24 protein-coding genes are annotated in these 25,794 nt (G+C 71.4%); 22 read left to right on the plus strand and 2 right to left on the minus strand.

The window, feature by feature from the left end:
- Positions 1–55 precede the first annotated feature (55 nt).
- From aroC to nusB, 7 genes are all read left to right on the plus strand, one after another.
- The gene (aroC, locus tag OG623_RS29980; protein WP_406150698.1) at positions 56–1,240 is read left to right on the plus strand and encodes a chorismate synthase; all 1,185 of its coding nucleotides are present in this window, start codon (positions 56–58) and stop codon (positions 1,238–1,240) included.
- Complete coding sequence (aroB, locus tag OG623_RS29985) at positions 1,237–2,886, plus strand: 3-dehydroquinate synthase (RefSeq protein ID WP_406150699.1); 1,650 nt, start codon at positions 1,237–1,239, stop codon at positions 2,884–2,886. Before aroC ends, aroB begins: the two co-directional genes overlap by 4 nt.
- Positions 2,883–3,326, plus strand: coding sequence for a type II 3-dehydroquinate dehydratase (aroQ, locus tag OG623_RS29990; RefSeq protein WP_406150701.1), 444 nt, complete (start codon positions 2,883–2,885; stop codon positions 3,324–3,326). The genes aroB and aroQ overlap by 4 nt, the downstream gene beginning before the upstream one ends.
- Before the next feature lie 107 nt (positions 3,327–3,433).
- Positions 3,434–4,261 (plus strand): Pro-rich N-terminal domain-containing protein, encoded by an 828-nt coding sequence (locus OG623_RS29995; RefSeq protein WP_406150702.1) that lies wholly within the window; start codon positions 3,434–3,436, stop codon positions 4,259–4,261.
- A 69-nt stretch (positions 4,262–4,330) separates the two neighbouring features.
- Positions 4,331–5,437 carry a M24 family metallopeptidase gene (locus tag OG623_RS30000; RefSeq protein WP_406150704.1) on the plus strand — a complete coding sequence of 369 codons (1,107 nt, stop codon included), beginning with the start codon at positions 4,331–4,333 and terminating at the stop codon, positions 5,435–5,437.
- 74 nt (positions 5,438–5,511) lie between these two features.
- Complete coding sequence (gene efp, locus OG623_RS30005) at positions 5,512–6,078, plus strand: elongation factor P (RefSeq protein WP_406150706.1); 567 nt, start codon at positions 5,512–5,514, stop codon at positions 6,076–6,078.
- Positions 6,079–6,080: 2 nt separating this feature from the next.
- Entirely contained in the window at positions 6,081–6,512 is a 432-nt protein-coding gene (gene nusB / locus OG623_RS30010; protein ID WP_362890234.1) for a transcription antitermination factor NusB, read from the plus strand.
- Positions 6,513–6,669: 157 nt separating this feature from the next.
- On the opposite strand, the gene bldD is transcribed toward nusB, so the two are convergent.
- Positions 6,670–7,170, minus strand: coding sequence for a transcriptional regulator BldD (bldD, locus tag OG623_RS30015; protein WP_014157378.1), 501 nt, complete (start codon positions 7,168–7,170; stop codon positions 6,670–6,672).
- Between the two features lie 232 nt (positions 7,171–7,402).
- On the opposite strand from bldD, the gene pyrR reads away from it, so the two are divergent.
- From pyrR to OG623_RS30085, 14 genes are all read left to right on the plus strand, one after another.
- The gene (pyrR, locus tag OG623_RS30020; protein WP_406150707.1) at positions 7,403–7,987 is read left to right on the plus strand and encodes a bifunctional pyr operon transcriptional regulator/uracil phosphoribosyltransferase PyrR; all 585 of its coding nucleotides are present in this window, start codon (positions 7,403–7,405) and stop codon (positions 7,985–7,987) included.
- A gap of 91 nt (positions 7,988–8,078) precedes the next feature.
- A complete protein-coding gene (locus OG623_RS30025) occupies positions 8,079–9,095 on the plus strand; it encodes an aspartate carbamoyltransferase catalytic subunit (protein WP_406150708.1) in 1,017 nt (338 codons plus the stop codon).
- Between the two features lie 2 nt (positions 9,096–9,097).
- Positions 9,098–10,384 carry a dihydroorotase gene (locus OG623_RS30030; RefSeq protein WP_406150709.1) on the plus strand — a complete coding sequence of 429 codons (1,287 nt, stop codon included), beginning with the start codon at positions 9,098–9,100 and terminating at the stop codon, positions 10,382–10,384.
- Positions 10,381–10,971, plus strand: coding sequence for a hypothetical protein (locus OG623_RS30035; protein WP_406150710.1), 591 nt, complete (start codon positions 10,381–10,383; stop codon positions 10,969–10,971). The genes OG623_RS30030 and OG623_RS30035 overlap by 4 nt, the downstream gene beginning before the upstream one ends.
- Positions 10,968–12,110, plus strand: coding sequence for a glutamine-hydrolyzing carbamoyl-phosphate synthase small subunit (gene carA / locus OG623_RS30040; RefSeq protein ID WP_406150711.1), 1,143 nt, complete (start codon positions 10,968–10,970; stop codon positions 12,108–12,110). Before OG623_RS30035 ends, carA begins: the two co-directional genes overlap by 4 nt.
- Positions 12,103–15,411 (plus strand): carbamoyl-phosphate synthase large subunit, encoded by a 3,309-nt coding sequence (gene carB / locus OG623_RS30045; RefSeq protein ID WP_406150712.1) that lies wholly within the window; start codon positions 12,103–12,105, stop codon positions 15,409–15,411. Before carA ends, carB begins: the two co-directional genes overlap by 8 nt.
- Positions 15,412–15,478: 67 nt before the next feature.
- Positions 15,479–16,588 carry a quinone-dependent dihydroorotate dehydrogenase gene (locus tag OG623_RS30050; RefSeq protein WP_406150714.1) on the plus strand — a complete coding sequence of 370 codons (1,110 nt, stop codon included), beginning with the start codon at positions 15,479–15,481 and terminating at the stop codon, positions 16,586–16,588.
- Complete coding sequence (gene pyrF, locus OG623_RS30055) at positions 16,585–17,424, plus strand: orotidine-5'-phosphate decarboxylase (RefSeq protein ID WP_406150715.1); 840 nt, start codon at positions 16,585–16,587, stop codon at positions 17,422–17,424. Before OG623_RS30050 ends, pyrF begins: the two co-directional genes overlap by 4 nt.
- A 244-nt stretch (positions 17,425–17,668) precedes the next feature.
- Positions 17,669–17,992: an integration host factor gene (locus OG623_RS30060; RefSeq protein WP_014157387.1), complete on the plus strand. Its 324-nt coding sequence runs from the start codon at positions 17,669–17,671 to the stop codon at positions 17,990–17,992.
- A 38-nt stretch (positions 17,993–18,030) separates the two neighbouring features.
- Positions 18,031–18,648 carry a guanylate kinase gene (gmk, locus tag OG623_RS30065; RefSeq protein WP_406150717.1) on the plus strand — a complete coding sequence of 206 codons (618 nt, stop codon included), beginning with the start codon at positions 18,031–18,033 and terminating at the stop codon, positions 18,646–18,648.
- A gap of 102 nt (positions 18,649–18,750) precedes the next feature.
- Positions 18,751–19,023: a DNA-directed RNA polymerase subunit omega gene (gene rpoZ / locus OG623_RS30070; RefSeq protein ID WP_003970369.1), complete on the plus strand. Its 273-nt coding sequence runs from the start codon at positions 18,751–18,753 to the stop codon at positions 19,021–19,023.
- Positions 19,024–19,160: 137 nt separating this feature from the next.
- The gene (gene coaBC / locus OG623_RS30075; protein ID WP_406150718.1) at positions 19,161–20,372 is read left to right on the plus strand and encodes a bifunctional phosphopantothenoylcysteine decarboxylase/phosphopantothenate--cysteine ligase CoaBC; all 1,212 of its coding nucleotides are present in this window, start codon (positions 19,161–19,163) and stop codon (positions 20,370–20,372) included.
- A 230-nt stretch (positions 20,373–20,602) separates the two neighbouring features.
- The gene (metK, locus tag OG623_RS30080; protein ID WP_406150719.1) at positions 20,603–21,826 is read left to right on the plus strand and encodes a methionine adenosyltransferase; all 1,224 of its coding nucleotides are present in this window, start codon (positions 20,603–20,605) and stop codon (positions 21,824–21,826) included.
- Positions 21,827–21,937: 111 nt separating this feature from the next.
- Entirely contained in the window at positions 21,938–24,082 is a 2,145-nt protein-coding gene (locus OG623_RS30085; protein WP_406150721.1) for a primosomal protein N', read from the plus strand.
- Positions 24,083–24,103: 21 nt separating this feature from the next.
- Here the strand turns inward: OG623_RS30085 and OG623_RS30090 are convergent, their stop codons facing one another.
- Positions 24,104–24,616: a hypothetical protein gene (locus OG623_RS30090; protein ID WP_406150722.1), complete on the minus strand. Its 513-nt coding sequence runs from the start codon at positions 24,614–24,616 to the stop codon at positions 24,104–24,106.
- Positions 24,617–24,853: 237 nt separating this feature from the next.
- On the opposite strand from OG623_RS30090, the gene fmt reads away from it, so the two are divergent.
- Entirely contained in the window at positions 24,854–25,786 is a 933-nt protein-coding gene (fmt, locus tag OG623_RS30095; RefSeq protein ID WP_406150723.1) for a methionyl-tRNA formyltransferase, read from the plus strand.
- The last annotated feature ends 8 nt before the right edge of the window (positions 25,787–25,794 follow it).

A 25,794-nucleotide genomic window follows, 5' to 3' on the forward strand; every position in this document is an offset into this window, starting at 1 on the left:
GCCGCGCACCCGGGTCGCGCCGTCGCAGTTACAGGCGCGAGCATGAGGAGCACCGTTGAGCAGGTTGCGCTGGCTGACCGCCGGAGAGTCGCACGGCCCCGCACTGGTGGCGACGCTGGAGGGTCTTCCCGCCGGTATCCCCGTCACCACGGAGATGGTGGCGGACGCGCTCGCCAGGCGCCGGCTCGGTTACGGGCGCGGCGCCCGGATGAAGTTCGAGCGGGACGAGGTCACGTTCATCGGCGGTGTCCGGCACGGCCTGACCATGGGCTCGCCCGTCGCCGTCATGGTGGGCAACACCGAGTGGCCCAAGTGGGAGCAGGTCATGTCGGCCGACCCGGTCGACCCCGACGTGCTGGCCGAGCAGGCCCGTAACGCCCCGCTGACCCGCCCCAGGCCAGGCCACGCCGACCTGGCCGGGATGCAGAAGTACGGCTTCGACGAGGCCAGGCCGGTCCTGGAGCGTGCCAGCGCCCGGGAGACCGCGGCCCGGGTCGCCCTCGGCGCCGTCGCCCGCTCCTACCTCAAGGAGACCGCGGGCATCGAGATCGTCTCGCACGTCGTCGAGCTGGCCGCGGCCAAGGCGCCCTACGGCGTCCACCCCGAGCCCTCCGACGTCGAGCGCCTGGACGCCGACCCGGTGCGCTGCCTGGACGCCGACGCGTCGAAGGCGATGGTCGCGGAGATCGACCAGGCCCACAAGGACGGCGACACCCTCGGCGGTGTCGTCGAGGTGCTGGCCTACGGCGTGCCCGTCGGCCTCGGCTCGCACGTGCACTGGGACCGCAGGCTCGACGCCCGTCTGGCCGCCGCGCTGATGGGCATCCAGGCCATCAAGGGCGTCGAGGTCGGCGACGGCTTCGACCTCGCCCGGGTGCCGGGATCCAAGGCGCACGACGAGATCGTGTCCACCGCGGACGGGATCAGGCGCACCTCGGGCCGCTCCGGCGGCACCGAGGGCGGTCTCACCACCGGCGAACTGCTGCGCGTGCGGGCCGCGATGAAGCCCATCGCCACCGTGCCCCGCGCACTGGCCACGGTCGACGTCGTCACCGGCGAGGCGACCAAGGCGCACCACCAGCGCTCCGACGTCTGTGCCGTCCCGGCCGCCGGGATCGTCGCCGAGGCGATGGTCGCCCTGGTGCTGGCCGATGCCGTCGCGGAGAAGTTCGGCGGGGACAGCGTCGCCGAGACCCACCGCAACGTGCAGTCGTACCTCTCCCACCTCCAGATCCGGTGAGCGGCCCGCTGATCGTCCTGGTCGGCCCCATGGGGGTCGGCAAGTCCACGGTGGGCGGACTGCTCGCCGACCGGCTGGGCGCCGCCTACCGCGACACCGACGCGGACATCGTCGCCACGGCCGGCAAGGAGATCTCGGAGATCTTCTTCGACGAGGGCGAGGAACGCTTCAGGGCCCTGGAGCGGCAGGCCGTACGGGACGCCGTCGACCGGCACACCGGCGTCCTCGCGCTCGGCGGCGGCGCCGTGCTCGACGGGGAGACCCGGGCGCTGCTCGCGGGCCACCCGGTCGTCTATCTCTCCATGGACGTGGACGAGGCCGTACGGAGGGTCGGTCTCAACACCGCCCGGCCCCTCCTCGCGGTCAACCCGCGACGGCAGTGGCGCGAGCTGATGGACGCCAGGCGACCGCTCTACGAAGAGGTGGCAGCCGTCACGGTGGCCACCGACGAACGCGCTCCCGACGAGGTCGCCCAGGCGATCATCGAGGCACTGGAACTGCCGGAGCGCACAGGCGGTCCCGCACCGTCGTCCGACCAGGAGAACTCAACGATGACCGAGCAGGGCACCACGCGCATCCAGATCGCCGGCACGGCGGGCACCGATCCGTACGAGGTGCTCGTCGGCCGCCGGCTGCTCGGCGAGCTGCCGAACCTCATCGGCGACCGTGCCAAGCGCGTCGCCGTCCTGCACCCCGAGGCGCTCGCCGAGACCGGCGAGACGGTCCGCACGGACCTCGCCGCCCAGGGCTACGAGGCCATCGCGATCCAGCTGCCGAACGCCGAGGAGGCCAAGACCGTCGAGGTCGCCGCCTACTGCTGGAAGGCGCTCGGCCAGACCGGCTTCACCCGCACCGACGTCATCGTCGGCGTCGGGGGCGGCGCCACCACCGACGTCGCGGGCTTCGTCGCCGCCTCCTGGCTGCGCGGGGTCCGCTGGATCGCCGTACCGACGACCGTGCTCGGCATGGTCGACGCTGCGGTCGGCGGGAAGACCGGCATCAACACCGCCGAGGGCAAGAACCTCGTGGGCGCCTTCCACCCGCCGGCCGGTGTGCTCTGCGACCTCGCCGCGCTGGACTCGCTCCCGGTCAACGACTACGTCTCCGGCATGGCCGAGATCATCAAGGCCGGTTTCATCGCCGACCCGGTCATCCTCGACCTCGTCGAGGCCGACCCCGAGGGTGCCCGCACGCCGGCGGGGCCGCACACCGCGGAGCTGATCGAACGCTCGGTGCGGGTCAAGGCCGAGGTCGTCTCCAGCGACCTCAAGGAGTCCGGTCTGCGGGAGATCCTCAACTACGGCCACACCCTGGCCCACGCCATCGAGAAGAACGAGCGCTACAAGTGGCGCCACGGGGCGGCCGTATCGGTCGGCATGGTCTTCGCCGCCGAGCTCGGCCGGCTCGCCGGACGCCTCGACGACGCCACCGCCGACCGTCACCGCGCCGTCCTGGAGTCCGTCGGGCTGCCCCTCACCTACCGCGGTGACCAGTGGCCCAAGCTCCTGGAGAACATGAAGGTCGACAAGAAGTCCCGCGGTGACCTGCTGCGCTTCATCGTCCTGGACGGCATCGGCAAGCCCACCGTGCTGGAGGGCCCCGACCCGGCCGTCCTGCTCGCCGCCTACGGGGAGGTCTCCGCGTGACGACCCGGCGGGTTCTCGTGCTCAACGGCCCGAACCTCGGACGTCTGGGCTCCCGGGAGCCCGATGTGTACGGGGCGACGTCCTACGCCGGTCTGGTCGACACCTGCCGGACCCTGGGCAAGGAGCTCGGCTTCGACGTCGACGTCCGGGAGACCAACGACGAGGGGGAGCTGATCCGCTGGCTCCACGAGGCGGCGGACGGCTCGCTCCCGGTCGTCCTCAACCCCGGCGCCTTCACGCACTATTCGTACGGGATGCGGGATGCGGCGGCCCAGCGCACCGCCCCGCTCATCGAGGTGCACATCTCGAATCCGTACGCGCGCGAGGAGTTCCGCCACACCTCGGTGGTCGCCCCGGTGGCCACCGGGACCGTGGCGGGCTTCGGGATCGGCTCCTACCGGCTCGCCCTGCGCGCCCTCGCCGACGAACTGACGGACTGACACCGGGCACTTCGTGCCTCCCCCGCCCGTTCACAGCGTGGCGGCCGGGGGAGGTACGGTTGCCGTCGACCAGCGCCAGTTGCCTGTACGAGACGGAGTGGCACCGGATGCAGCACGCAGTGGGGGCCCCGCTGCCGCCGCCCCAGGGTCCCGGTAACGGGCCGTGGACGCACCAGGCCCAGCACCCAGGCCACCCCGGACCAGCGGGGCCGCCTCCGCCACCCATGGCCCCCGGGTCCTCCCAGCCGCAGGCGCCGCCGCCGTCGGCGCCCCCGCACGCCCCGGCCCTGTCCTCCCCGGAGACCACCGGGCACATCCAGCTGCCGCCGGGCGGCCCCGTCCCGCTGCCCGCGCCGCCCGCGGACGCGGGCACCGGCGCCGCGACCCTGGCCGTGCTGCTGATCGGTCCCGCCGGAGCGGGCAAGACCACGGTCGCCAAGCTCTGGGCGGGCCGCCGCCGGGTGCCCACCGCGCATGTGTCCCTGGACGACGTCCGCGAGTGGGTCTGCTCGGGCTTCGCCGACCCGCAGGCCGGCTGGAACGACCACTCCGAGGCCCAGTACCGCCTGGCCCGGCGCACCTGCGGCTTCGCCGCGCGTAATTTCCTGGCCAACGGCATCTCCTGCATCCTCGACGACGCGGTCTTTCCCGACCGCCCTGTCGTGGGCCTCGGCGGCTGGAAGCGCCATGTGGGCCCCGGGCTGCTCCCCGTGGTCCTCCTGCCAGGCCTGGAGGTCGTCCTGGAGCGGAACGCGGCGCGCAGCGGCAACCGCAGGCTCTCCGACGAGGAGGTCGCCCGCATCCACGGCCGTATGGCCGGCTGGTACGGCTCCGGCCTGCCGATCATCGACAACTCCACCTACGACGTCGAGACGACCGCCCGGGTACTCGACGACGTCCTGGCGCGCTCCATAGCCAGCCCGCCCGCCTGGTAGCGGCGGTCAGGTTCCCGGTCGGGTGCGCTGACCGGGCGAGGCCCCGCCCGCGCTCGTAGGCTCACAAACATGTCAGAGGTGTACGCCGTCCGACGCGGGCTGCTGCGCGACCGGTACGCCGCCGCCGGATCCGCGGCCGCCCTGGTCTCCCGCCCCGCGAACGTCCGCTATCTCGCGGGCGGTGCCCCGCCGGGCGCCGTGCTGCTGCTCGGTCCCGCCGACGATGTCCTGCTCTGCCCCCGCGCGCCGACCGGCGCCCCCGCGCACGGGCGCCCCGACGAGGGGCTGCGGGTGAGCGTCCTGGCCGGGACCGACGACGACCCGGTGGTCGCGGCGGCCGCTCTCGCCGGCGGCCTCGACGCGGGCTCCCTGTCGGTCGAGGAGCACGATCTGACGGTCTCCCGCCACCGCGCCATGGGCTCAGCGGCCCCGGGCCTGCGCCTGTGCGACCTCGGCACCAGCGTGGAACAGCTGCGCCTGGTGAAGGACGAGGAGGAGATCGCCTGTCTGCGGATCGCGGCGGAGATCACCGACCAGGCACTCGGCGAACTCCTCGAATCCATCCTGGTGGGGCGCACCGAACGCCACCTCGCCCTGGAGCTGGAGCGCCGTCTGGTGGACCACGGCGCCGACGGCCCGGCCTTCGCCACCTCGGTGGGGACGGGCCCGCACTCCGGTCAGGGCCGCCACCGGCCCACCGATCGCAGGGTCGAGGAAGGCGATTTCCTTTCCGTCTGCCTGGGCGCGAACTACCACGGCTACCGCTGCGAGATCGGCCGGACCTTCGTCATCGGAACCAGTCCCGCGGACTGGCAGATCGAGCTCTACGATCTCGTTTTCGCCGCTCAGAGGGCCGGACGGGAGGCTCTGCGCCCCGGAGCCGGCTACCGCGACGTGGACCACGCGGCCCGTCATCTCCTGGTCTCCGCGGGCCACTCGGACTGTCTCAGGCCCAGCACAGGACACGGTGTGGGGCTCGAAATCGACGAGGACCCGCAGTTGGCACCGACAGCCATGGGTAAACTGGACGCTTGTGTGCCGGTCACCGTCGAACCGGGGGTCCACCTCCCGGGCCGGGGCGGTGTCCGGATCGATGACACGCTCGTCGTGCGCCCCGAGGCGGACGGCGGACCCGAGCTACTCACCATTACGACCAAGGAGCTGCTCGCGCTCTAGGAGATCTCCCCGTGGAGGACTCCGGCGCGCATCCTTGGCCGTCCACCAGCTTCAGTCCAGGAGATTCCGCAACCGTGGCTTCCACGAACGACCTCAAGAACGGCCTGGTGCTCAAGCTCGACGGAGGCCAGCTCTGGTCCGTCGTCGAGTTCCAGCACGTCAAGCCCGGCAAGGGCCCCGCCTTCGTGCGCACCAAGCTCAAGAACGTGCTCTCCGGCAAGGTCGTCGACAAGACGTTCAACGCCGGTGTGAAGGTCGAAACGGCCACCATCGACCGTCGTGACATGCAGTTCTCGTACATGGACGGCGATTACTTCGTCTTCATGGACATGGACACGTACGACCAGCTGATGGTCGACCGCAAGGCCGTCGGCGACGCCGCCCACTTCATGATCGAGGGTTTCACCGCCTCCGTCGCGCAGCACGAGGGCGAGGTGCTCTACGTCGAGCTGCCCGCCGCGGTCGAGCTGACCATCCAGCACACCGACCCGGGCGTCCAGGGCGACCGCTCCACCGGTGGCACCAAGCCCGCCACGCTGGAGACCGGCTACGAGATCGGTGTACCGCTCTTCATCACCACCGGCGAGAAGATCAAGGTCGACACCCGTTCGGGCGACTACCTCGGCCGGGTGAACAGCTAACCGTGGCTGCCCGCAACAAGGCCCGCAAGCGCGCCTTCCAGATCCTTTTCGAGGCCGACCAGCGCGGTGAGTCCGTGCAGACGGTCCTCGCGGACTGGGTACGGCTCTCGCGGACCGACGACCGTCAGCCGCCGGTCGGGGAATTCACGATGGAACTGGTCGAGGGGTACGCGCAGTACGCCGACCGGATCGACGACCTCATCGTCACCTACGCCGTGGACTGGGAGATCGACCGCATGCCGGTCGTCGACCGGAACATCCTGCGGCTCGGAGCGTACGAGCTGATCTGGATGGACGCGACCCCGGACGCCGTGGTGATCGACGAGGCGGTCCAGCTCGCCAAGGAGTTCTCCACGGACGACTCCCCGACCTTCGTGAACGGCCTGCTGGCCCGGTTCAAGGACCTCAAGCCGAATCTCCGCCGGGAGCAGTAGCCTCAGCCTCCGGCGGTGTCCAGCCGCACGAAAGGGCCCACGGTCGCACGCGACCGTGGGCCCTTCGGCGTACCGGCCCGGCCGGAACACGGAAAACGCCGGACCGGCGGGGCCCGAGGGCCCTGCCGGTCCGGCGTACGTGTCTGGGTGGGGCCGCTCAGCCCTCGTCGTGCGCGACGGCGCGACGCGCGTCGGCGTCCAGCACACCCCAGCTGATCAGCTGCTCCGTGAGCACGGACGGCGACTGGTCGTAGATCACGGCCAGCGTGCGCAGGTCGTCCTGGCGGATGGACAGCACCTTGCCGTTGTAGTCGCCGCGCTGGCTCTGGATCGTCGCCGCGTAACGCTGCAGCGGTCCGGCCTTCTCCGGCGGCACATGGGCGAGGCGCTCAAGGTCGAGGACCAGCTTCGGCGGCGGCTCGGCGGCACCGCCGGGCGTCGTGCCGGGCAGGAGCTCCTGCACCGGGACGCCGTAGAAGTCGGCCAGCTCGGCAAGGCGCTGAACGGTCACGGCGCGGTCGCCGCGCTCGTAGGAACCGACCACGACGGCCTTCCAGCGGCCCTGCGACTTCTCCTCCACGCCGTGGAGGGAGAGGCCCTGCTGGGTGCGGATGGCGCGGAGCTTGGCCCCGAGCTGCTTTGCGTATTCGCTGGACATAAGGCTCCCCGGACGCTGGGACATTCTGCGGCTGTGCCGCGTGGCTGCCGCGTGGCTGGTAACTCACTGTGAGGTTACGCAGCGTTACTTGGCTGCGTCAAGCCGAAAGGTCCGTACTACGGCCTCCCGGGGGCGGAGTCGGGGCCTCGCACAAGCCCTGGTAACGTGGATGACGCAATTTCGACGTCCTTTAACATCCGTCCAGTGAGGCGGAGAAGGAGGTCCGTTTCTTATGGACGCACAGCATGACGACAGCGGCAATGCGGCACGCCCCGTTCTCGAGGCTCCCGACATCGCCCGGGTACTGACCCGGATCGCCCACGAGATCGTCGAACGCGCCAAGGGCGCCGACGATGTGGTGCTCCTCGGCATCCCGACACGCGGGGTTTTCCTCGCCCGTCGGCTCGCCGAGAAACTCGAGGAGATCACCGGCCGAAAGACGCCGGTCGGATCGCTCGACATCACGATGTACCGCGACGATCTGCGGATGCGCCCCGCGCGCGCACTCGCACGCACCGAGATCCCCGGCGAGGGCATCGAGGACCGCCTCGTCGTCCTGGTCGACGACGTGCTCTTCTCCGGCCGCACGATCCGCGCCGCACTCGACGCGCTCGGCGACATCGGCCGGCCCCGTGCCGTACAGCTCGCGGTCCTCGTCGACCGCGGCCACCGCGAACTCCCGATCCGCGCCGACTACGTCGGCAAGAACCTCCCCACGTCGCTGCGGGAGACGGTCAGGGTCCAGCTCGCCGAGGAGGACGGCCGCGACGCCGTGCTGCTCGGCGTCAAGCAGACCATCCCGGCAGGCGAGCAGTAGCCGAGTCCCGTGCCGTGCGCTCCCACCGGACGCACGGCTGTTTCGGCACGCCCACCCGCCTGAACCCTCCACCCTTCACGGAGACTCCCAGATGCTGCGCCCTCCCGGGGACAATCCCCGGACCCCCCGTCACCTCATCTCGGCCGGGGACCTCACCCGCGACGACGCCGTCCTGATCCTCGACACCGCCGAGGAGATGGCCAGGGTCGCGGACCGGCCGATCAAGAAGCTCCCCACCCTGCGTGGACGAACGGTCGTCAACCTCTTCTTCGAGGACTCGACCCGGACCCGGATCTCGTTCGAGGCCGCCGCCAAGCGCCTGTCGGCCGACGTCATCAACTTCTCCGCGAAGGGCTCGTCCGTCTCCAAGGGCGAGTCGCTCAAGGACACCGCCCTGACCCTGGAGGCCATGGGCGCCGACGCCGTCGTCATCCGGCACGGCGCCTCGGGGGCCCCGTACCGCCTCGCGACCTCGGGCTGGATCGACAGCGCGGTGGTCAACGCGGGCGACGGCACCCATGAGCACCCCACCCAGGCCCTGCTGGACGCCTTCACCATGCGCCGCAGGCTGGTCGGGCCCGACGCGGGCATCGGCCGGGACCTCGAAGGCCGCCGGATCACGGTCGTCGGCGACATCCTGCACAGCCGCGTGGCCCGCTCCAACGTGCACCTGCTGCACACGCTCGGCGCCCACGTCACCCTGGTGGCCCCGCCCACCCTCGTGCCCGTCGGCGTGGAGCAGTGGCCCTGCGACGTCAGCTACCACCTCGACGATGTGCTGCCGAAGTCCGACGCGGTCATGATGCTCCGTGTGCAGCGCGAGCGGATGAACGCCGCCTACTTCCCGACCGAGCGCGAGTACTCCCGCCGCTACGGCCTGGACGGTGAACGCATGGCCAGGATGCCGGAGCACGCCATCGTGATGCACCCGGGCCCGATGGTCCGCGGCATGGAGATCACGGCCGAGGTCGCCGACTCCGACCGCTGCACCGCCGTCGAACAGGTCGCGAACGGGGTCTCCACCCGCATGGCCGTCCTTTACCTGCTGCTGGGCGGTTCCGAGACCGCCCTGCCGTCCGCCGCCGCCCGTACCGAGGAGAACAAGTAATCATGAGCAAGATCCTGATCCGCGGTGCGAAGGTCCTCGGCGGCGAGCCGCAGGACGTGCTCATCGACGGCGAGACGATCGCGGAGACCGGCACCGGCATCGACGCCGGTGACGCCACCGTGATCGAGGCGGCCGGCCACATCCTGCTGCCCGGACTCGTCGACCTGCACACCCATCTGCGCGAGCCGGGACGCGAGGACTCCGAGACCGTCCTCACCGGCACCAAGGCGGCGGCGGTCGGCGGCTTCACCGCCGTCCACGCCATGGCCAACACCTTCCCCGTCGCCGACACCGCGGGTGTGGTCGAGCAGGTCTGGCGGCTGGGCAAGGAGTCCGGCTACTGCGATGTGCAGCCCGTCGGGGCCGTCACCGTCGGCCTGGAGGGCAAGCAGCTCGCCGAGCTCGGCGCCATGCACGACTCCGCCGCCGGGGTGAAGGTCTTCTCCGACGACGGCAAGTGCGTCGACGACGCCGTGATCATGCGCCGCGCCCTGGAGTACGTGAAGGCCTTCGACGGCGTCGTCGCCCAGCACGCCCAGGAGCCCCGCCTCACCGAGGGCGCCCAGATGAACGAGGGCGTAGTGTCGGCCGAGCTCGGCCTCGGCGGCTGGCCCGCCGTCGCCGAGGAGTCGATCATCGCCCGCGATGTCCTCCTCGCCGCGCACGTCGGCTCCCGGGTGCACATCTGCCATCTGTCGACCGCCGGCTCCGTGGAGATCGTCCGCTGGGCCAAGTCCAAGGGCTGGAACGTCACCGCCGAGGTCACCCCGCACCACCTGCTGCTCACCGACGAGCTCGTGCGGACCTACAACCCCGTCTACAAGGTGAACCCGCCGCTGCGCACCGAGGCCGACGTCATGGCCCTGCGCGAGGCGCTCGCCGACGGCACCATCGACTGCGTGGCCACCGACCACGCACCCCACCCGCACGAGGACAAGGACTGCGAGTGGGCCGCCGCAGCCATGGGCATGGTGGGCCTGGAGACCGCGCTCTCCGTGGTCCAGCAGACGATGGTGGACACCGGGCTCATCGACTGGGCCGGCGTGGCCGACCGCATGTCGGTGCGCCCCGCGGGCATCGGCAGGCTCGAAGGGCACGGCCGCCCCGTCTCGGCGGGTGAGCCGGCCAACCTCACCCTGGTCGATCCGGCATACCGTGGAGCCGTGGACCCCGCGGGCTTCGCCTCCCGCAGCCGCAACACCCCGTACGAGGGTCGCGAGCTGCCCGGCCGAGTGACCCACACCTTCCTGCGGGGCCGTGCCACGGTCGTCGACGGGAAGCTCGCGTGACAACACTCAACAGCCTCTACCAGCTCGCCGCCGACGAGAAGTCGGCCGAAGTGACGGACTGGTCCGCCCGCATCAGCTGGGTCATCGGACTGCTCGTCCTCATCGCGTTCGTCTACTGGCTGATGCGCCAGGGATGGAAGTGGCGGGGGAGCCTGCAGTCGGACCTGCCCGAGCTCGCGACCACCCCCGAAGGCTTCGCCGACGGCGAGAAGCTGCTCACCCTCACCGGCCGCTACCACGCCTCGACGACCGCGGGCCAGTGGCTCGACCGCATCGTGGCGCACGGCCTCGGCACCCGCAGCCGGGTCGAGCTGACCCTCACGGCGCAGGGCCTCGACGTCGTACGCCCCGGAGCCGCCGACTTCTTCGTGCCGGCCGCCGAGCTGCGCGAGGCCAGGACCGACAAGGCACTCGCCGGGAAGGTCCTGCCCGAAGGCGGCCTCCTGGTCATCACCTGGGCGCACGGCGGGAAGCTGATCGACTCCGGCTTCCGCTCCGACCACTCGGCCGAGCACCAGGCGTGGGTCGACGCCGTGAACCACCTCACCAGCACCACCACCAGCACGACGGAAGGCACCGCACGATGACGATCTCCACCCGGGGAGCCGGAAAAGCTCCCGCCGTACTCGTCCTGGAGGACGGCCGCTCCTTCCGCGGTCGCGCCTACGGGGCCGTGGGGGAGACCTTCGGCGAGGCGGTGTTCTCCACGGGCATGACCGGCTACCAGGAAACGCTGACCGACCCCTCCTACCACCGTCAGGTCGTCGTGATGACCGCCCCGCACGTCGGCAACACCGGCGTGAACGACGAGGACCCCGAGTCCAGGCGCATCTGGGTCTCCGGCTACGTCGTGCGCGACCCCGCCCGGGTGCAGTCGAACTGGCGCTCGCGCAGGTCGCTGGACGAGGAGCTCACGAGCCAGGGCGTCGTCGGCATCAGCGGCGTCGACACCCGCGCGCTCACCCGCCATCTGCGGGAGCGCGGCGCGATGCGCGTCGGCATCTTCTCCGGGAACGCCCTGGAGGACGAGGGTGTGCTCCTCGCCAAGGTGCGCCAGGCACCCGAGATGGCAGGCGCCGACCTGGCGGCCGAGGTCGCCACCGAGGAGACCTACGTCGTCCCCGCCGTCGGCGCCAAGAAGTTCACCGTCGCCGCGATCGACCTCGGCATCAAGGGCATGACCCCGCACCGCATGGCCGAGCGCGGCATCGAGGTGCACGTCCTGCCGGCCACCGCCACGCTCGACGAGGTGTACGCGGTCGCACCCGACGGAGTCTTCTTCTCCAACGGCCCCGGCGACCCGTCCACCGCCGATCACCCCGTCGCCCTCATGCGGGGCGTCCTGGAGCGGAAGACCCCGCTCTTCGGCATCTGCTTCGGCAACCAGATCCTGGGCCGCGCCCTCGGATTCGGCACCTTCAAGCTGAAGTACGGCCACCGGGGCATCAACCAGCCCGTGCAGGACCGTACGACCGGCAAGGTCGAGGTCACCGCGCACAACCACGGCTTCGCCGTCGACGCCCCGCTCGACAAGGTCTCCGACACGGCCTTCGGCCGCGCCGAGGTCTCCCACGTATGCCTGAACGACCAGGTCGTCGAAGGCCTCCAGCTGCTGGACCAGCCGGCGTTCAGCGTCCAGTACCACCCCGAAGCAGCCGCGGGTCCGCACGACGCCGCATACCTCTTCGACCGCTTCGTTTCCCTGATGGAGGGCCAGCGTGCCTAAGCGCTCCGATATCCGGTCCGTCCTGGTCATCGGCTCCGGTCCGATCGTCATCGGGCAGGCCGCCGAATTCGACTACTCCGGGACCCAGGCCTGCCGCGTGCTCAAGGCCGAGGGCCTGCGCGTCATCCTGGTGAACTCCAACCCCGCGACGATCATGACCGACCCGGAGATCGCCGACGCCACGTACGTCGAGCCGATCACGCCCGAGTTCGTCGAGAAGATCATCGCCAAGGAGCGCCCCGACGCGCTGCTCCCGACCCTCGGCGGCCAGACCGCGCTCAACACCGCCATCTCCATGCACGACAACGGTGTGCTGGAGAAGTACGGCGTCGAGCTCATCGGCGCCAACGTCGAGGCCATCAACAAGGGCGAGGACCGCGACCTCTTCAAGGGGGTCGTCGAAGCCGTCAAGGCGAAGATCGGCTACGGCGAGTCCGCCCGCTCCGTCATCTGCCACACCATGGACGACGTCATCCAGGGCGTCGACACCCTCGGCGGCTACCCCGTCGTCGTCCGCCCCTCCTTCACCATGGGCGGCGCCGGCTCCGGCTTCGCCCACGACGAGGAGGAGCTGCGCCGCATCGCGGGACAGGGCCTCACGCTCTCGCCGACCACCGAGGTGCTCCTGGAGGAGTCCATCCTCGGCTGGAAGGAGTACGAGCTGGAGCTGATGCGCGACCGGAACGACAACGTCGTGGTCGTCTGCTCCATCGAGAACTTCGACCCGATGGGTGTCCACACCGGCGACTCCATCACCGTCGCCCCCGCGATGACGCTCACCGACCGTGAGTACCAGCGGCTGCGTGACATCGGCATCGCGATCATCCGCGAGGTCGGCGTCGACACCGGCGGCTGCAACATCCAGTTCGCCATCGACCCGGCCGACGGCCGCGTCATCGTGATCGAGATGAACCCGCGCGTCTCCCGCTCGTCGGCGCTCGCGTCCAAGGCCACCGGCTTCCCGATCGCCAAGATCGCCGCCAAGCTGGCCGTGGGCTACACGCTCGACGAGATCCCCAACGACATCACCGAGAAGACGCCGGCCTCCTTCGAGCCGACCCTCGACTACGTCGTGGTCAAGGCCCCGCGCTTCGCCTTCGAGAAGTTCCCGTCCGCCGACTCCACGCTCACCACCACCATGAAGTCGGTGGGCGAGGCCATGGCGATCGGCCGCAACTTCACCGAGGCCCTCCAGAAGGCCCTGCGCTCCCTGGAGAAGAAGGGCTCGCAGTTCGCCTTCACCGGAGAGCCGGGCGACAAGGCCGAGCTGCTCGCAGAGGCGGTCCGCCCCACGGACGGCCGTATCAACACCGTGATGCAGGCGATCCGCGCGGGTGCCACCCAGGAGGAGGTCTTCGACTCCACGAAGATCGACCCCTGGTTCGTCGACCAGCTCTTCCTGATCAAGGAGATCGCCGACGAGCTGGCCGCCGCCGAGCGCCTCGACACCGACCTGATCGCCGAGGCCAAGCGGCACGGCTTCTCCGACGCCCAGATCGGTGAGATCCGCGGGCTGCGCGAGGACGTCGTGCGGGAGGTCAGGCACGCGCTCGGTGTCCGCCCGGTCTACAAGACGGTCGACACCTGCGCCGCCGAGTTCGCCGCGAAGACGCCGTACTTCTACTCCAGCTACGACGAGGAGAGCGAGGTCGCGCCGCGCACCAAGCCGGCGGTGATCATCCTCGGCTCGGGCCCGAACCGCATCGGCCAGGGCATCGAGTTCGACTACTCCTGCGTCCACGCCTCCTTCGCCCTGCACGACGCGGGCTACGAGACCGTCATGGTCAACTGCAACCCGGAGACCGTCTCCACGGACTACGACACCTCCGACCGGCTCTACTTCGAGCCGCTCACCCTGGAGGACGTGCTGGAGATCGTCCACGCCGAGACACTGGCAGGCCCGCTCGCCGGCGTCATCGTCCAGCTCGGCGGCCAGACCCCGCTCGGCCTCTCGCAGGCGCTCAAGGACAACGGCGTGCCGGTCGTGGGCACCCCGCCGGAGGCGATCCACGCCGCCGAGGACCGCGGCGCCTTCGGCCGGGTGCTCGCCGAGGCCGGCCTGCCGGCCCCCAAGCACGGCACCGCCACCACCTTCGCCGAGGCCAAGTCCATCGCCGACGAGATCGGCTACCCCGTCCTCGTACGCCCCTCGTACGTGCTCGGCGGGCGCGGCATGGAGATCGTCTACGACGAGGCCCGGCTCTCCTCGTACATCTCCGAGTCCACCGAGATCAGCCCCACCCGCCCGGTGCTGGTCGACCGCTTCCTCGACGACGCGATCGAGATCGACGTCGACGCGCTCTACGACGGCACCGAGCTCTACCTCGGCGGCGTCATGGAGCACATCGAGGAGGCCGGCATCCACTCCGGCGACTCCGCCTGCGCGCTGCCGCCGATCACCCTCGGCGGCTTCGACATCAAGCGGCTGCGGGCCTCCACCGAGGGCATCGCCAAGGGCGTCGGCGTACGCGGGCTGATCAACATCCAGTTCGCGCTGTCCGGCGACATCCTCTACGTCCTGGAGGCCAACCCCCGCGCCTCGCGGACCGTCCCCTTCACCTCGAAGGCGACCGCGGTCCCGCTCGCGAAGGCCGCGGCCCGCATCTCGCTCGGCGCGACCGTCGCCGAACTGCGCGCGGAGGGCCTGCTGCCGGCCCACGGCGACGGCGGGACCCTGCCGCTGGACGCGCCGATCTCCGTCAAGGAGGCCGTCATGCCGTGGTCGCGCTTCCGCGACATCCACGGCCGCGGCGTCGACACCGTCCTCGGCCCGGAGATGCGCTCCACCGGTGAGGTCATGGGCATCGACTCGGTGTTCGGTACCGCGTACGCCAAGTCGCAGGCGGGCGCGTACGGTCCGCTGCCCACCAAGGGCCGCGCCTTCATCTCCGTCGCCAACCGCGACAAGCGTTCGATGATCTTCCCGGCGCGCGAGCTGGTCGCCCATGGCTTCGAGCTGCTGGCCACCTCGGGCACCACCGAGGTGCTCAAGCGCAACGGCATCAACGCCACCCTCGTGCGCAAGCAGTCCGAGGGCGAGGGCCCGAACGGCGAGAAGACCATCGTCCAGCTGATCCACGAGGGCGGGGTCGACCTCATCGTCAACACCCCGTACGGAACGGGCGGCAGGCTCGACGGCTACGAGATCCGCACCGCGGCCGTCGCCAGGTCCGTGCCGTGCCTCACGACGGTCCAGGCGCTCGCCGCGGCCGTCCAGGGCATCGACGCGCTGAACCACGGCGACGTCGGCGTGCGTTCCCTCCAGGAACACGCGGAACACTTGATCGCGGCCCGCGACTAGCAAGCCCAGCAGGGGGGACACCGGACACGGTGTCCCCCCTCTTCATGAGGACACCCAGGACACCGTGATGTACAAACTCTTCTTCCAGCTGGTCTTCAAGCGCATGGACCCGGAGCAGGCCCACCATCTCGCCTTCCGGTGGATCCGTCTCGTCGCCCGGATCCCCGTCCTGCGCACCTTCGCCGCCGCCGTGCTCGCCCCCCGCCACAAGGAGCTGCGCACCGAGGCGCTCGGCCTGCGGATGCACGGACCCTTCGGGCTCGCCGCCGGCTTCGACAAGAACGCCGTCGCCATCGACGGCATGTCCATGCTCGGCTTCGACCACATCGAGATCGGCACCGTCACCGGCGAGCCGCAGCCGGGCAACCCGAAGAAGCGGCTGTTCCGTCTCGTCGCGGACCGGGCGCTGATCAACCGCATGGGCTTCAACAACGAGGGCTCCGCGGCCGTGGCCGAGCGCCTCGCCGCCCGTACCCCGGTCTTCCGCACGACGGTCGGCGTCAACATCGGCAAGACCAAGGTCGTCCCCGAGAGTGAAGCCGTGGGGGACTACGTGAAGTCCACCGAGCGGCTCGCCGTCCACGCCGACTACCTCGTCGTCAACGTCTCCTCGCCCAACACGCCCGGCCTGCGCAACCTCCAGGCCACCGAGGCGCTCCGCCCGCTGCTCACCGCGGTGCGCGAGGCCGCCGACCGCACCGTCACCGGCCGGCGCGTCCCGCTGCTCGTCAAGATCGCCCCGGACCTCGCGGACGAGGACGTCGACGCGGTCGCCGACCTCGCCGTCGAGCTCGGCCTCGACGGCATCATCGCCACCAACACCACCATCGCCCGCGACGGCCTGGGCCTCAGGTCGGAGGCATCCCTGGTCAAGGAGACCGGAGGGCTCTCCGGCGCCCCCCTCAAGGCGCGCTCCCTGGAGGTCCTGGGCCGCCTGTACGCCCGTGTGGGGAACCGGATCACGCTCGTGGGTGTCGGGGGCATCGAGAACGCCGAGGACGCCTGGCAGCGCATCCTGGCCGGCGCCACACTCGTCCAGGGCTACAGCGCCTTCATCTACGAGGGCCCGTTCTACGCCCGCGCGATCCACCGGGGCCTGGCGGCCCGGCTGGCCGCGTCGCCGTACACGACACTCGCCGAAGCCGTCGGCGCCGAGACACGGAAGGTCATGCAGTGACCCCTGAACCCTTCGGCGCGCGCCTGCGCCACGCCATGGACACCCGCGGGCCGCTCTGCGTCGGCATCGACCCGCACGCCTCCCTGCTCACCTCCTGGGGCCTCGACGACGACATCGCGGGCCTGGAGCGCTTCACCCGCACGGTCGTCGACGCGCTGGCCGACCGGGTCGCCGTGCTCAAGCCCCAGTCCGCGTTCTTCGAGCGCTTCGGGTCGCGTGGCATCGCCGTCCTGGAGAAGGCCGTCGAAGAGGCACGCGCGGCGGGTGCCCTCGTCCTGATGGACGCCAAGCGCGGCGACATCGGCTCCACGATGGGCGCCTACGCGGCCACCTACCTCGACAAGGACTCGCCGCTCTTCTCCGACGCGGTCACCGTCTCGCCCTACCTCGGCTTCGGCTCGCTGCGCCCTGCGCTGGACGCGGCCGCGGTCTCCGGCGCGGGTGTCTTCGTCCTCGCGCTCACCTCGAACCCGGAGGGCGCGGAGGTCCAGCGCGCCACGGCCGCCGACGGACGGCCGCTGGCCCAGGTGATGCTCGACCACATGGCCGCCGAGAACGCGGGCGCCACGCCGCTCGGCTCCGTCGGCGCGGTGGTCGGCGCGACGCTCGGGGACGCCGGCGTCGACCTGTCGATCAACGGCCCGCTGCTCGCTCCCGGCATCGGGGCCCAGGGCGCCACGCCGGCGGATCTTCCCCGCGTCTTCGGGGCAGCCGTGGGCAATGTCGTGCCGAGTGTGAGCCGGGGAGTGCTGCGCCACGGACCTGACGTTTCAGGGCTGCGCGAAGCCGCCGGACGGTTCGCGGACGAGGTCCGTACGGCCGTCCCGGAAAGGTGACCATGCCACGTAACAGGCTGTTGACGGAATCCTGACCAAAATTCCGGGTCGTTATGACCGAAATGTACGGGTCGGCTCAGGCTGACCAGGACTTTTCGTCTGTTCTCGCTGACTCAGGCGGCCCAGGCCGCTAGTCTCCGTCGAGAGCCAACGCGCATACGTTGTTCGTTGCTCACCAGGTGAGGGGCCACCGGGCCCCCCGCCGGTCCGTATCCGACAGATCGACATCCGAGGTGACGTAGGCGTGGCTCTTCCGCCCCTTACCCCTGAACAGCGCGCAGCCGCGCTCGAAAAGGCCGCCGCGGCTCGCCGGGAGCGGGCCGAGGTCAAGAATCGACTCAAGCACTCCGGCGCCTCGCTCCACGAGGTCATCAAGCAGGGCCAGGAGAACGACGTCATCGGCAAGATGAAGGTCTCCGCTCTTCTCGAGTCCCTGCCGGGCGTGGGCAAGGTCCGTGCCAAGCAGATCATGGAGCGTCTCGGCATCTCCGAGAGCCGCCGGGTCCGGGGTCTTGGCTCCAACCAGATCGCATCCTTGGAGCGTGAGTTCGGCGGCAGCGCCGCCTGACGTTCTCAGGCACTCCTGAGAACCTGGATAATCGCCCCATGGCTGCAACATCCCGGGGGACACCCCCCGTACCCCCGGACGTACGTCCGCGGCTGACCGTGCTCTCCGGACCCTCAGGGGTCGGCAAGAGCACGGTCGTCGCTCATATGCGCAAGGTTCACCCCGAGGTATGGCTCTCGGTGTCGGCCACGACCCGTAAGCCACGCCCCGGCGAGCGCAACGGTGTCCACTACTTCTTCGTGGACAACGAGGAGTTCGACAAGCTGATCGCCAACGGCGAGCTGCTGGAGTGGGCCGAGTTCGCCGGCAACCGGTACGGCACGCCCCGCAGGGCCGTGCTCGAACGCCTGGAGGCCGGCGAGCCCGTGCTGCTGGAGATCGACCTCCAGGGCGCCAGGCTGGTCCGCCAGTCGATGCCCGAGGCTCAGCTCGTCTTCCTGGCGCCGCCCGGCTGGGACGAGCTGGTGCGCCGGCTCACCGGCCGGGGGACGGAGTCGCAGGAGGTGATCGAGCGCAGGCTCGCTGCGGCGAGGGTCGAACTCGCCGCCGAGGCGGAGTTCGATACGACGCTTGTCAACACCTCGGTCGAGGACGTGGCACGCGAGCTGCTAACGTTGATGCTGCAGGCTTCCGGCCTCCGTGGTGGCGACGCCTGACCTCACCGGTCCTCACGTGTTCCACGGACGCAGAGCAGCACCACTGCGGAACCAGCATGATCAAAGATCTCTTTGATCTCTATCCCCTTCGGAAGGCAGAGAGTGTCCTCTTCCATCACCACGCCCGAGGGCATCATCAACCCGCCGATTGATGAGCTCCTCGAGGCCACCGACTCGAAGTACAGCCTTGTGATCTACGCCGCCAAGCGCGCGCGTCAGATCAACGCGTACTACTCGCAGCTCGGCGAAGGCCTCCTCGAGTACGTCGGTCCGCTCGTCGACACCCACGTGCACGAGAAGCCGCTCTCGATCGCGCTCCGCGAGATCAACGCGGGCCTGCTGACCTCCGAGGCCATCGAGGGCCCCGCGCAGTAGGCAGCAGACTTCTCCTCACCACAGGCCCGGCGGTCGGTACCCGCCGGGCCTGTGGTGTGTTCCGGTGAGGCAGCATGGGGTGCGTACGCCAACACTCCGCGCGCCGGCGCGGAGCATCACGAGTGCGGGGAGACGCTGTGGAGAAGCCGAAGGTCGTCCTGGGGGTCAGCGGAGGCATCGCCGCGTACAAGGCATGCGAGCTGCTGCGCGGGCTGACCGAGTCCGGCCACGACGTACGGGTCGTCCCCACCGAGGCGTCGCTGCACTTCGTCGGGGCGGCCACCTGGTCGGCGCTGTCGGGCAACCCGGTGGCGACCGAGGTCTGGGAGAGCGTGCACGAGGTGCCGCACGTCCGGATCGGCCAGGGCGCGGACCTCGTGGTGGTCGCCCCCGCCACCGCCGACATGCTCGCCAAGGCCGCCCACGGCCTCGCCGACGACCTCCTCACCAACACGCTGCTCACCGCGCGCTGTCCGGTCGTCTTCGCGCCCGCGATGCACACCGAGATGTGGGAGCACCCCGCCACCCAGGAGAACGTCGCCACGCTGCGCCGCCGCGGGGCCGTCGTCATCGAGCCCGCCGTCGGCCGGCTCACCGGTGTGGACACCGGCAAGGGCCGGCTGCCCGACCCGGGGGAGATCTTCGAGGTCTGCCGGCGTGTCCTGGCACGGGGCACCGGCGCCCCCGACCTGGCGGGCCGCCATGTCGTGATCAGCGCGGGCGGCACCCGTGAGCCGCTGGACCCGGTGCGCTACCTCGGCAACCGCTCCTCCGGCAAGCAGGGCTACGCGCTGGCCCGCACCGCCGTCGCGCGCGGCGCCCGGGTCACGCTGATCGAGACCGGCACCGGCCTCCCCGACCCGGCGGGCGCCGACGTCGTCCGCGTCGGGACCGCCGTACAGCTGCGGGAGGCCGTGCTGAAGGCGGCGGCCGACGCCGACGTGGTGGTGATGGCGGCGGCGGTCGCCGATTTCCGGCCCACCGCCTACGCGACGGGGAAGATCAAGAAGAAGGACGGCCAGGAGCCGGCCCCCATCGAGCTCGTCCGCAACCCCGACATCCTCGCCGAGGTCGCCGCGGACCGCGCCCGGGAGGGACAGCTCGTCGTCGGTTTCGCCGCCGAGACCGACGACGTGCTCACCAACGGCCGCGAGAAACTCCGCCGCAAGGGCTGCGACCTTCTCGTCGTCAACGAGGTGGGGGAGCGCAAGACCTTCGGCTCCGAGGAGAACGAGGCGGTCGTGCTGGGCGCCGACGGCGGCGAGACCCCGGTGCCCCACGGGCCGAAGGAGGCGCTCGCCGACACGGTGTGGGACCTGGTGGCGGCGCGTTTCGGACAGGACGCGTAGGCACCGTTCCCGCGGGCGGTAACTCACGATATGCAGCCATATCTCACGCCCGGACGGGGGAATTGTCGTACTGCCGTCAACAGTGCCGCAGGTCACAGACCTCCCAAGGAGCGAGACACGTGCCCCATTCACCGGCAGTGACCGATAAACTGGTCGCGGAATGTGCCGGGCGCAGCTCCCGGAGTTCCATCAATGATCAGCCAGCAGCCGCTGCAACCCCAGGGAGCGATGTGTCCCGCCGTCTCTTCACCTCGGAGTCCGTTACCGAGGGCCACCCCGACAAGATCGCTGACCAGATCAGCGACACGATTCTCGACGCGCTCCTGCGCGAGGACCCTTCCTCGCGCGTCGCCGTCGAGACCCTGATCACCACTGGTCTGGTGCATGTCGCGGGTGAGGTCACGACCAAGGCCTACGCCGACATCCCCAACCTCGTGCGCAACAAGGTCCTGGAGATCGGCTACGACTCCTCCAAGAAGGGCTTCGACGGAGCCTCCTGCGGCGTCTCGGTGTCCATCGGGGCGCAGTCCCCGGACATCGCCCAGGGCGTCGACACCGCGTACGAGAAGCGGGTCGAAGGGTCCTCCCGGAAGGAAGAGCAGGACGAGCTCGACAAGCAGGGCGCCGGCGACCAGGGGCTGATGTTCGGCTACGCCTGCGACGAGACCCCCGAGCTGATGCCGCTGCCGGTCAACCTCGCGCACCGGCTCTCGCGCCGGCTCTCCGAGGTCCGCAAGAACGGGACCATCCCGTACCTGCGCCCCGACGGCAAGACCCAGGTCACCATCGAGTACGACGGTGACAAGGCCGTCCGCCTCGACACGGTCGTCGTCTCCTCGCAGCACGCCTCCGACATCGACCTCGACTCGCTGCTCGCGCCCGACATCCGTGAGTTCGTCGTCGAGCACGTGCTCGGCCAGCTCATCGAGGACGGCATCAAGCTGGACACCGAGGGCTACCGCCTCCTGGTCAACCCGACAGGACGCTTCGAGATCGGCGGCCCGATGGGCGACGCCGGCCTCACCGGACGCAAGATCATCATCGACACCTACGGCGGCATGGCACGCCACGGCGGCGGCGCCTTCTCGGGCAAGGACCCGTCCAAGGTCGACCGCTCGGCCGCCTACGCCATGCGCTGGGTCGCCAAGAACGTCGTGGCGGCCGGGCTCGCCACCCGCTGCGAGGTCCAGGTCGCCTACGCGATCGGCAAGGCCGAGCCGGTGGGCCTGTTCGTCGAGACCTTCGGCACCGCAGCGGTCGACACGGAGAAGATCGAGCACGCCATCGGTGAGGTCTTCGACCTCCGCCCGGCCGCGATCATCCGTGACCTCGACCTGCTCCGTCCAATCTACGCCCAGACCGCGGCGTACGGACACTTCGGCCGCGAGCTCCCCGACTTCACCTGGGAGCGCACCGACCGCGTGGACGCGCTGCGTCAGGCGGCGGGGCTGTAGCACCAGTCGCGACGCCGGGGCCCGGACACCGTACGAGGTGTCCGGGCCCCGGTGCGTGCGGCCGTTCCCGGCCGCCGGGGCGTGTCAGTGGTCTCTGGTAGGAAGGTGGCTGTGAGCAGCGACGACGAGCAGCCCGACGAGCCCGGGGCAGGGGCACCGGAGCAGCTTGCGCTCATCCGGGAGACGGTGCGGCAGGCCAAGGTGCCGCGGGCCAAGCCCAGGACCTGGCGGGGCGCCGCGCTCGCGGGCGAACTGCCGGTCGCCCGCGTCCTGGTGAACAAGGGCGCACTCCACCTCGACCAGTACTTCGACTACGCCGTCCCCGAGGAGCTCGACGCGGACGCACAGCCCGGGGTCCGGGTCCGGGTGCGGTTCGGGGCCGGGGGGCGCCAGGTCCGCGGCGGCAGACGTGAGGGCGGCGGGCTGATCGACGGCTTTCTGATCGAGCGCCGGGCATCGTCGGACTACCAGGGGGCGCTGGCGGCCCTCGCCTATGTCGTCTCGCCCGAGCCGGTCCTCGGGCCCGAGCTGCTCGAACTCTCCCGCGCGGTCGCCGACCGTTACGCCGGCAGTCTCGCGGACGTGCTGCAGCTCGCCGTGCCCCCGAGGAACGGCCGCGCCGAGGGCCGACCGTCGCCCGAACCCCTGCCGCCCCCGTCGGCCCCGGAGCCCGGCACCTGGGAGCGGTACGCCCAGGGCCCCGGCTTCCTGCGGGCGCTGGCCGACGGCGGGGCGCCCCGGGCCGTGTGGACGGCGCTGCCAGGACCGTACTGGCCCGAGGAGATCGCCCGCGCCATGGCCGCGACCCTGGCATCGGGCCGGGGCGCCCTCGTCGTCGTACCCGACGGGCGGAGCGCCGGGCGGGTCGACGCCGCGCTCACCGAGGTGCTGGGGAAGGGGCGCCACGCCCTGCTGACCGCCGACTCGGGACCGGAGAAGCGCTACCGGCAGTGGCTGGCGGTCAGACGCGGCTCCGTGCGCGCGGTGGTCGGTACCAGGGCCGCGATGTTCGCCCCGGTCGCCGACCTCGGCCTGGTGGCCCTCTGGGACGACGGCGACTCCAGCCACAGCGACGACAACGCCCCCTTCCCGCACGTCAGGGAGGTCCTGGAGCTGCGGGCCGCGCACGGCCGCTGCGCCTTCCTGCTGGGCGGCACGAGCTGCACGGTGGAGGCCGCCCAGCTGGTCGAGAGCGGCTGGGCCCTGCCGCTGCGCGCCGGCCGTGACCAGCTGCGCATCGCCGCCCCCCTCGTGCGTACGGTCGGCGACGGTGAGCTCGCGCGGGACGGCGCGGCCCGCTCGGCGCGACTGCCCAGCCTGGCCTGGGGGACCGTGCGCGACGGTCTGCGCGAGGGCCCGGTGCTCGTCCAGGTGCCCCGCCGTGGTTACGCACCGAGGCTGGCCTGTGAGCGCTGCCGTGAACCCGCGCGGTGCCGGCACTGCGCGGGGCCGCTCCAGGCACCGGACCAGCGGGACCTCGACTGCGCCTGGTGCGGGCGGTCCGAGACGGCGTGGAGCTGCCCGGCCTGCGGAGGCGTCCGGCTGCGGGCCCAGATCGTCGGGGCCCGCAGGACCGCCGAGGAGCTCGGGCGGGCGTTTCCCGCCGTCCCCGTGCGGACCTCGGGGCGTGACCATGTGCTGGACTCCGTGCCCGGTCAGCCCGCCCTGGTCGTCAGCACCCCCGGGGCCGAGCCGGTGGCCGAAGGTGGCTATGCGGCGGCGCTGCTGCTGGACGGCTGGGCGATGGTCGGCAGGCCCGACCTCAGGGCCGGCGAGGAGGCGCTGCGCCGCTGGACGGCCGCCGCCGCGCTGGTGCGGGGGCAGCCCGAAGGGGGCGTCGTGGTGATCGTGGCCGAGCCGACGCTGCGTCCCGTGCAGGCACTCGTCCGCTGGGACCCGGTCGGTCACGCCCGCCGTGAGCTCGCGGAGCGCGCCGAGCTCGGCTTCCCGCCGGTGTCCCGGATGGCTTCGGTCACCGGCCCGCCCGAGGCGGTGGCCGCCTATCTCGCCGGTGCGGAGCTGCCGCCCGAGGCGGAGGTGCTCGGCCCGGTGCCTGTGGCGGGAGCCACTCCCGGCAGGCCCCGCAGACAGGGGGGCGCCCCGCCCGGCGAGACCTGGGAGCGGGCGCTGGTCAGGGTCCCGCCGGGGCGGGGAGCCGCGCTGGCTGCCGCGCTCAAGACGGCGCAGGCGGCGCGGACGGCCAGGGGCACGGGCGACCCCGTACGGATCAGGATCGACCCGCCCGACATCGGCTGACGCGGCCGGGGCGAGGAGCCGTCAGCCGTTGCGCGGGCCGGGGAAGACGCCGGAGCGGTCCGCGGACTGCGGCGGCATGGAGCGGGCCGCCGGCACGGCGGGCAGCATGGAGGAGGAGCCCGACGCCGAGGGCACCGTACGGTTCGCGCTCTCGGGAGCGGCCTCCGCCGACCCGGGCTGCGGAGTCGTGCGGCGCGCGCCGTAACGGCGGTGCACCGCCTGCTTGGTGACCCCGAGGGCGGAGCCCACCGCGTCCCACGAGAAGCCCAGCGAACGGTCGAAGTCCACGGCCGCGGTCACCAGCGTCTCGACACTGTCCCGGAGCTCCTGGGCGAGCCGGACCGTCGGGGCCGGCGCCCTGCCGTAGACGACGAAGCCGGCGGACGGGCCTGAGCGGCGTGGACGGTAGACGTTGCCCAGCTGGGCAGTGAGGGTGCGCAGCGCGTCCACCTGCCGCCGGACCCGCTCGATGTCCCGCACCAACAGGTGCAGACTGGCACGCGCTTGGGCGTCGTGGGTTGCGTGGTCGGCCATGAACAAGCCTCTCGAACCGGCGTTGAAAGGGATCGGGCCGCGCGGCGGCGGCCCACTTCGGTCAATCTCACTTGACCAACGCGTCACCCGGCCATGTGGTCACGCAACAGGGGCGTATGTGCTTATGCGCGGGGCGCACGAACCTGCGTACGCCCCCCGCCGTCACCGCCGGGACAGCCCTTAGACTGGTGTGCTGCTCGCCACGTACGTTCCGCCCCGAGAGGCAGTCCGCCACCCATGAAGCTCGTCTTCGCAGGCACCCCCGAGGTCGCCGTCCCCGCCCTGGACGCCCTGATCGCCTCCGACCGCCACGAGGTGGCCGCCGTGGTGACCCGGCCCGACGCACCGGCCGGGCGGGGGCGCCGGCTGGTCGCGAGCCCGGTGGCCGAGCGCGCCGAAGAGGCCGGCATCGAGGTGCTCAAGCCCGCGAAGCCGCGCGAGGAGGACTTCCTGGCGCGGCTGCGGGAGATCGCCCCGGACTGCTGCCCCGTCGTCGCGTACGGCGCGCTGCTCCCGAAGACCGCGCTGGACGTGCCCGCCAGGGGCTGGGTCAATCTGCACTTCTCGCTGCTGCCCGCCTGGCGCGGCGCCGCGCCCGTGCAGCACTCGGTGATGGCCGGCGACGAGGTCACCGGCGCCTCCACCTTCCTGATCGAGGAGGGTCTCGACTCCGGGCCTGTCTACGGCGTGCTGACCGAGGAGGTCAGGCCCACCGACACCAGCGGTGATCTGCTCACCCGGCTCGCCTTCGCGGGCGCCGGGCTGCTCGCGGCGACCATGGACGGCATCGAGGACGGCACCCTGCACGCCGTCCCGCAGCCCGCCGACGGCGTCACCCTCGCACCCAAGATCACCGTCGAGGACGCCCAGGTGCGCTGGTCCGAGCCCGCGCTCCGGGTGGACCGCGTGGTGCGCGGCTGCACCCCGGCCCCCGGCGCGTGGACCCTCTTCCGCGGGGAACGCCTCAAGCTGGTCCAGGCCGTGCCGGTCCTGGACCGGACCGAGCTCGCCCCGGGCGAGCTGTCCGCCGGCAAGAACAACGTGTACGTGGGCACCGGCTCGCACGCCGTGGAGCTCCTCTGGGTCCAGCCGCAGGGCAAGAAGCCGATGAGGGCGGCCGACTGGGCGCGCGGCGTCCGCCTCGTCCACGGGGAGCTGCTGGGGCTCTGAGGCCTCCG

It is taken from the genome of Streptomyces sp. NBC_01012 (genome assembly GCF_045162755.1).
Lineage (GTDB): Bacteria > Actinomycetota > Actinomycetes > Streptomycetales > Streptomycetaceae > Streptomyces.

Coding starts and splice junctions, on each gene's coding strand:
- OG623_RS29995 (WP_406150702.1), top strand. CDS start 3,434: ATGCAGCACGCAGTGGGGGCCCCGCTGCCGCCGCCCCAGGGTCCCGGT.
- OG623_RS30000 (WP_406150704.1), top strand. CDS start 4,331: ATGTCAGAGGTGTACGCCGTCCGACGCGGGCTGCTGCGCGACCGGTAC.
- bldD (WP_014157378.1), bottom strand. CDS start 7,170: ATGTCCAGCGAATACGCAAAGCAGCTCGGGGCCAAGCTCCGCGCCATC.
- pyrR (WP_406150707.1), top strand. CDS start 7,403: ATGGACGCACAGCATGACGACAGCGGCAATGCGGCACGCCCCGTTCTC.
- OG623_RS30025 (WP_406150708.1), top strand. CDS start 8,079: ATGCTGCGCCCTCCCGGGGACAATCCCCGGACCCCCCGTCACCTCATC.
- OG623_RS30030 (WP_406150709.1), top strand. CDS start 9,098: ATGAGCAAGATCCTGATCCGCGGTGCGAAGGTCCTCGGCGGCGAGCCG.
- carA (WP_406150711.1), top strand. CDS start 10,968: ATGACGATCTCCACCCGGGGAGCCGGAAAAGCTCCCGCCGTACTCGTC.
- OG623_RS30050 (WP_406150714.1), top strand. CDS start 15,479: ATGTACAAACTCTTCTTCCAGCTGGTCTTCAAGCGCATGGACCCGGAG.
- gmk (WP_406150717.1), top strand. CDS start 18,031: ATGGCTGCAACATCCCGGGGGACACCCCCCGTACCCCCGGACGTACGT.
- OG623_RS30090 (WP_406150722.1), bottom strand. CDS start 24,616: ATGGCCGACCACGCAACCCACGACGCCCAAGCGCGTGCCAGTCTGCAC.
- fmt (WP_406150723.1), top strand. CDS start 24,854: ATGAAGCTCGTCTTCGCAGGCACCCCCGAGGTCGCCGTCCCCGCCCTG.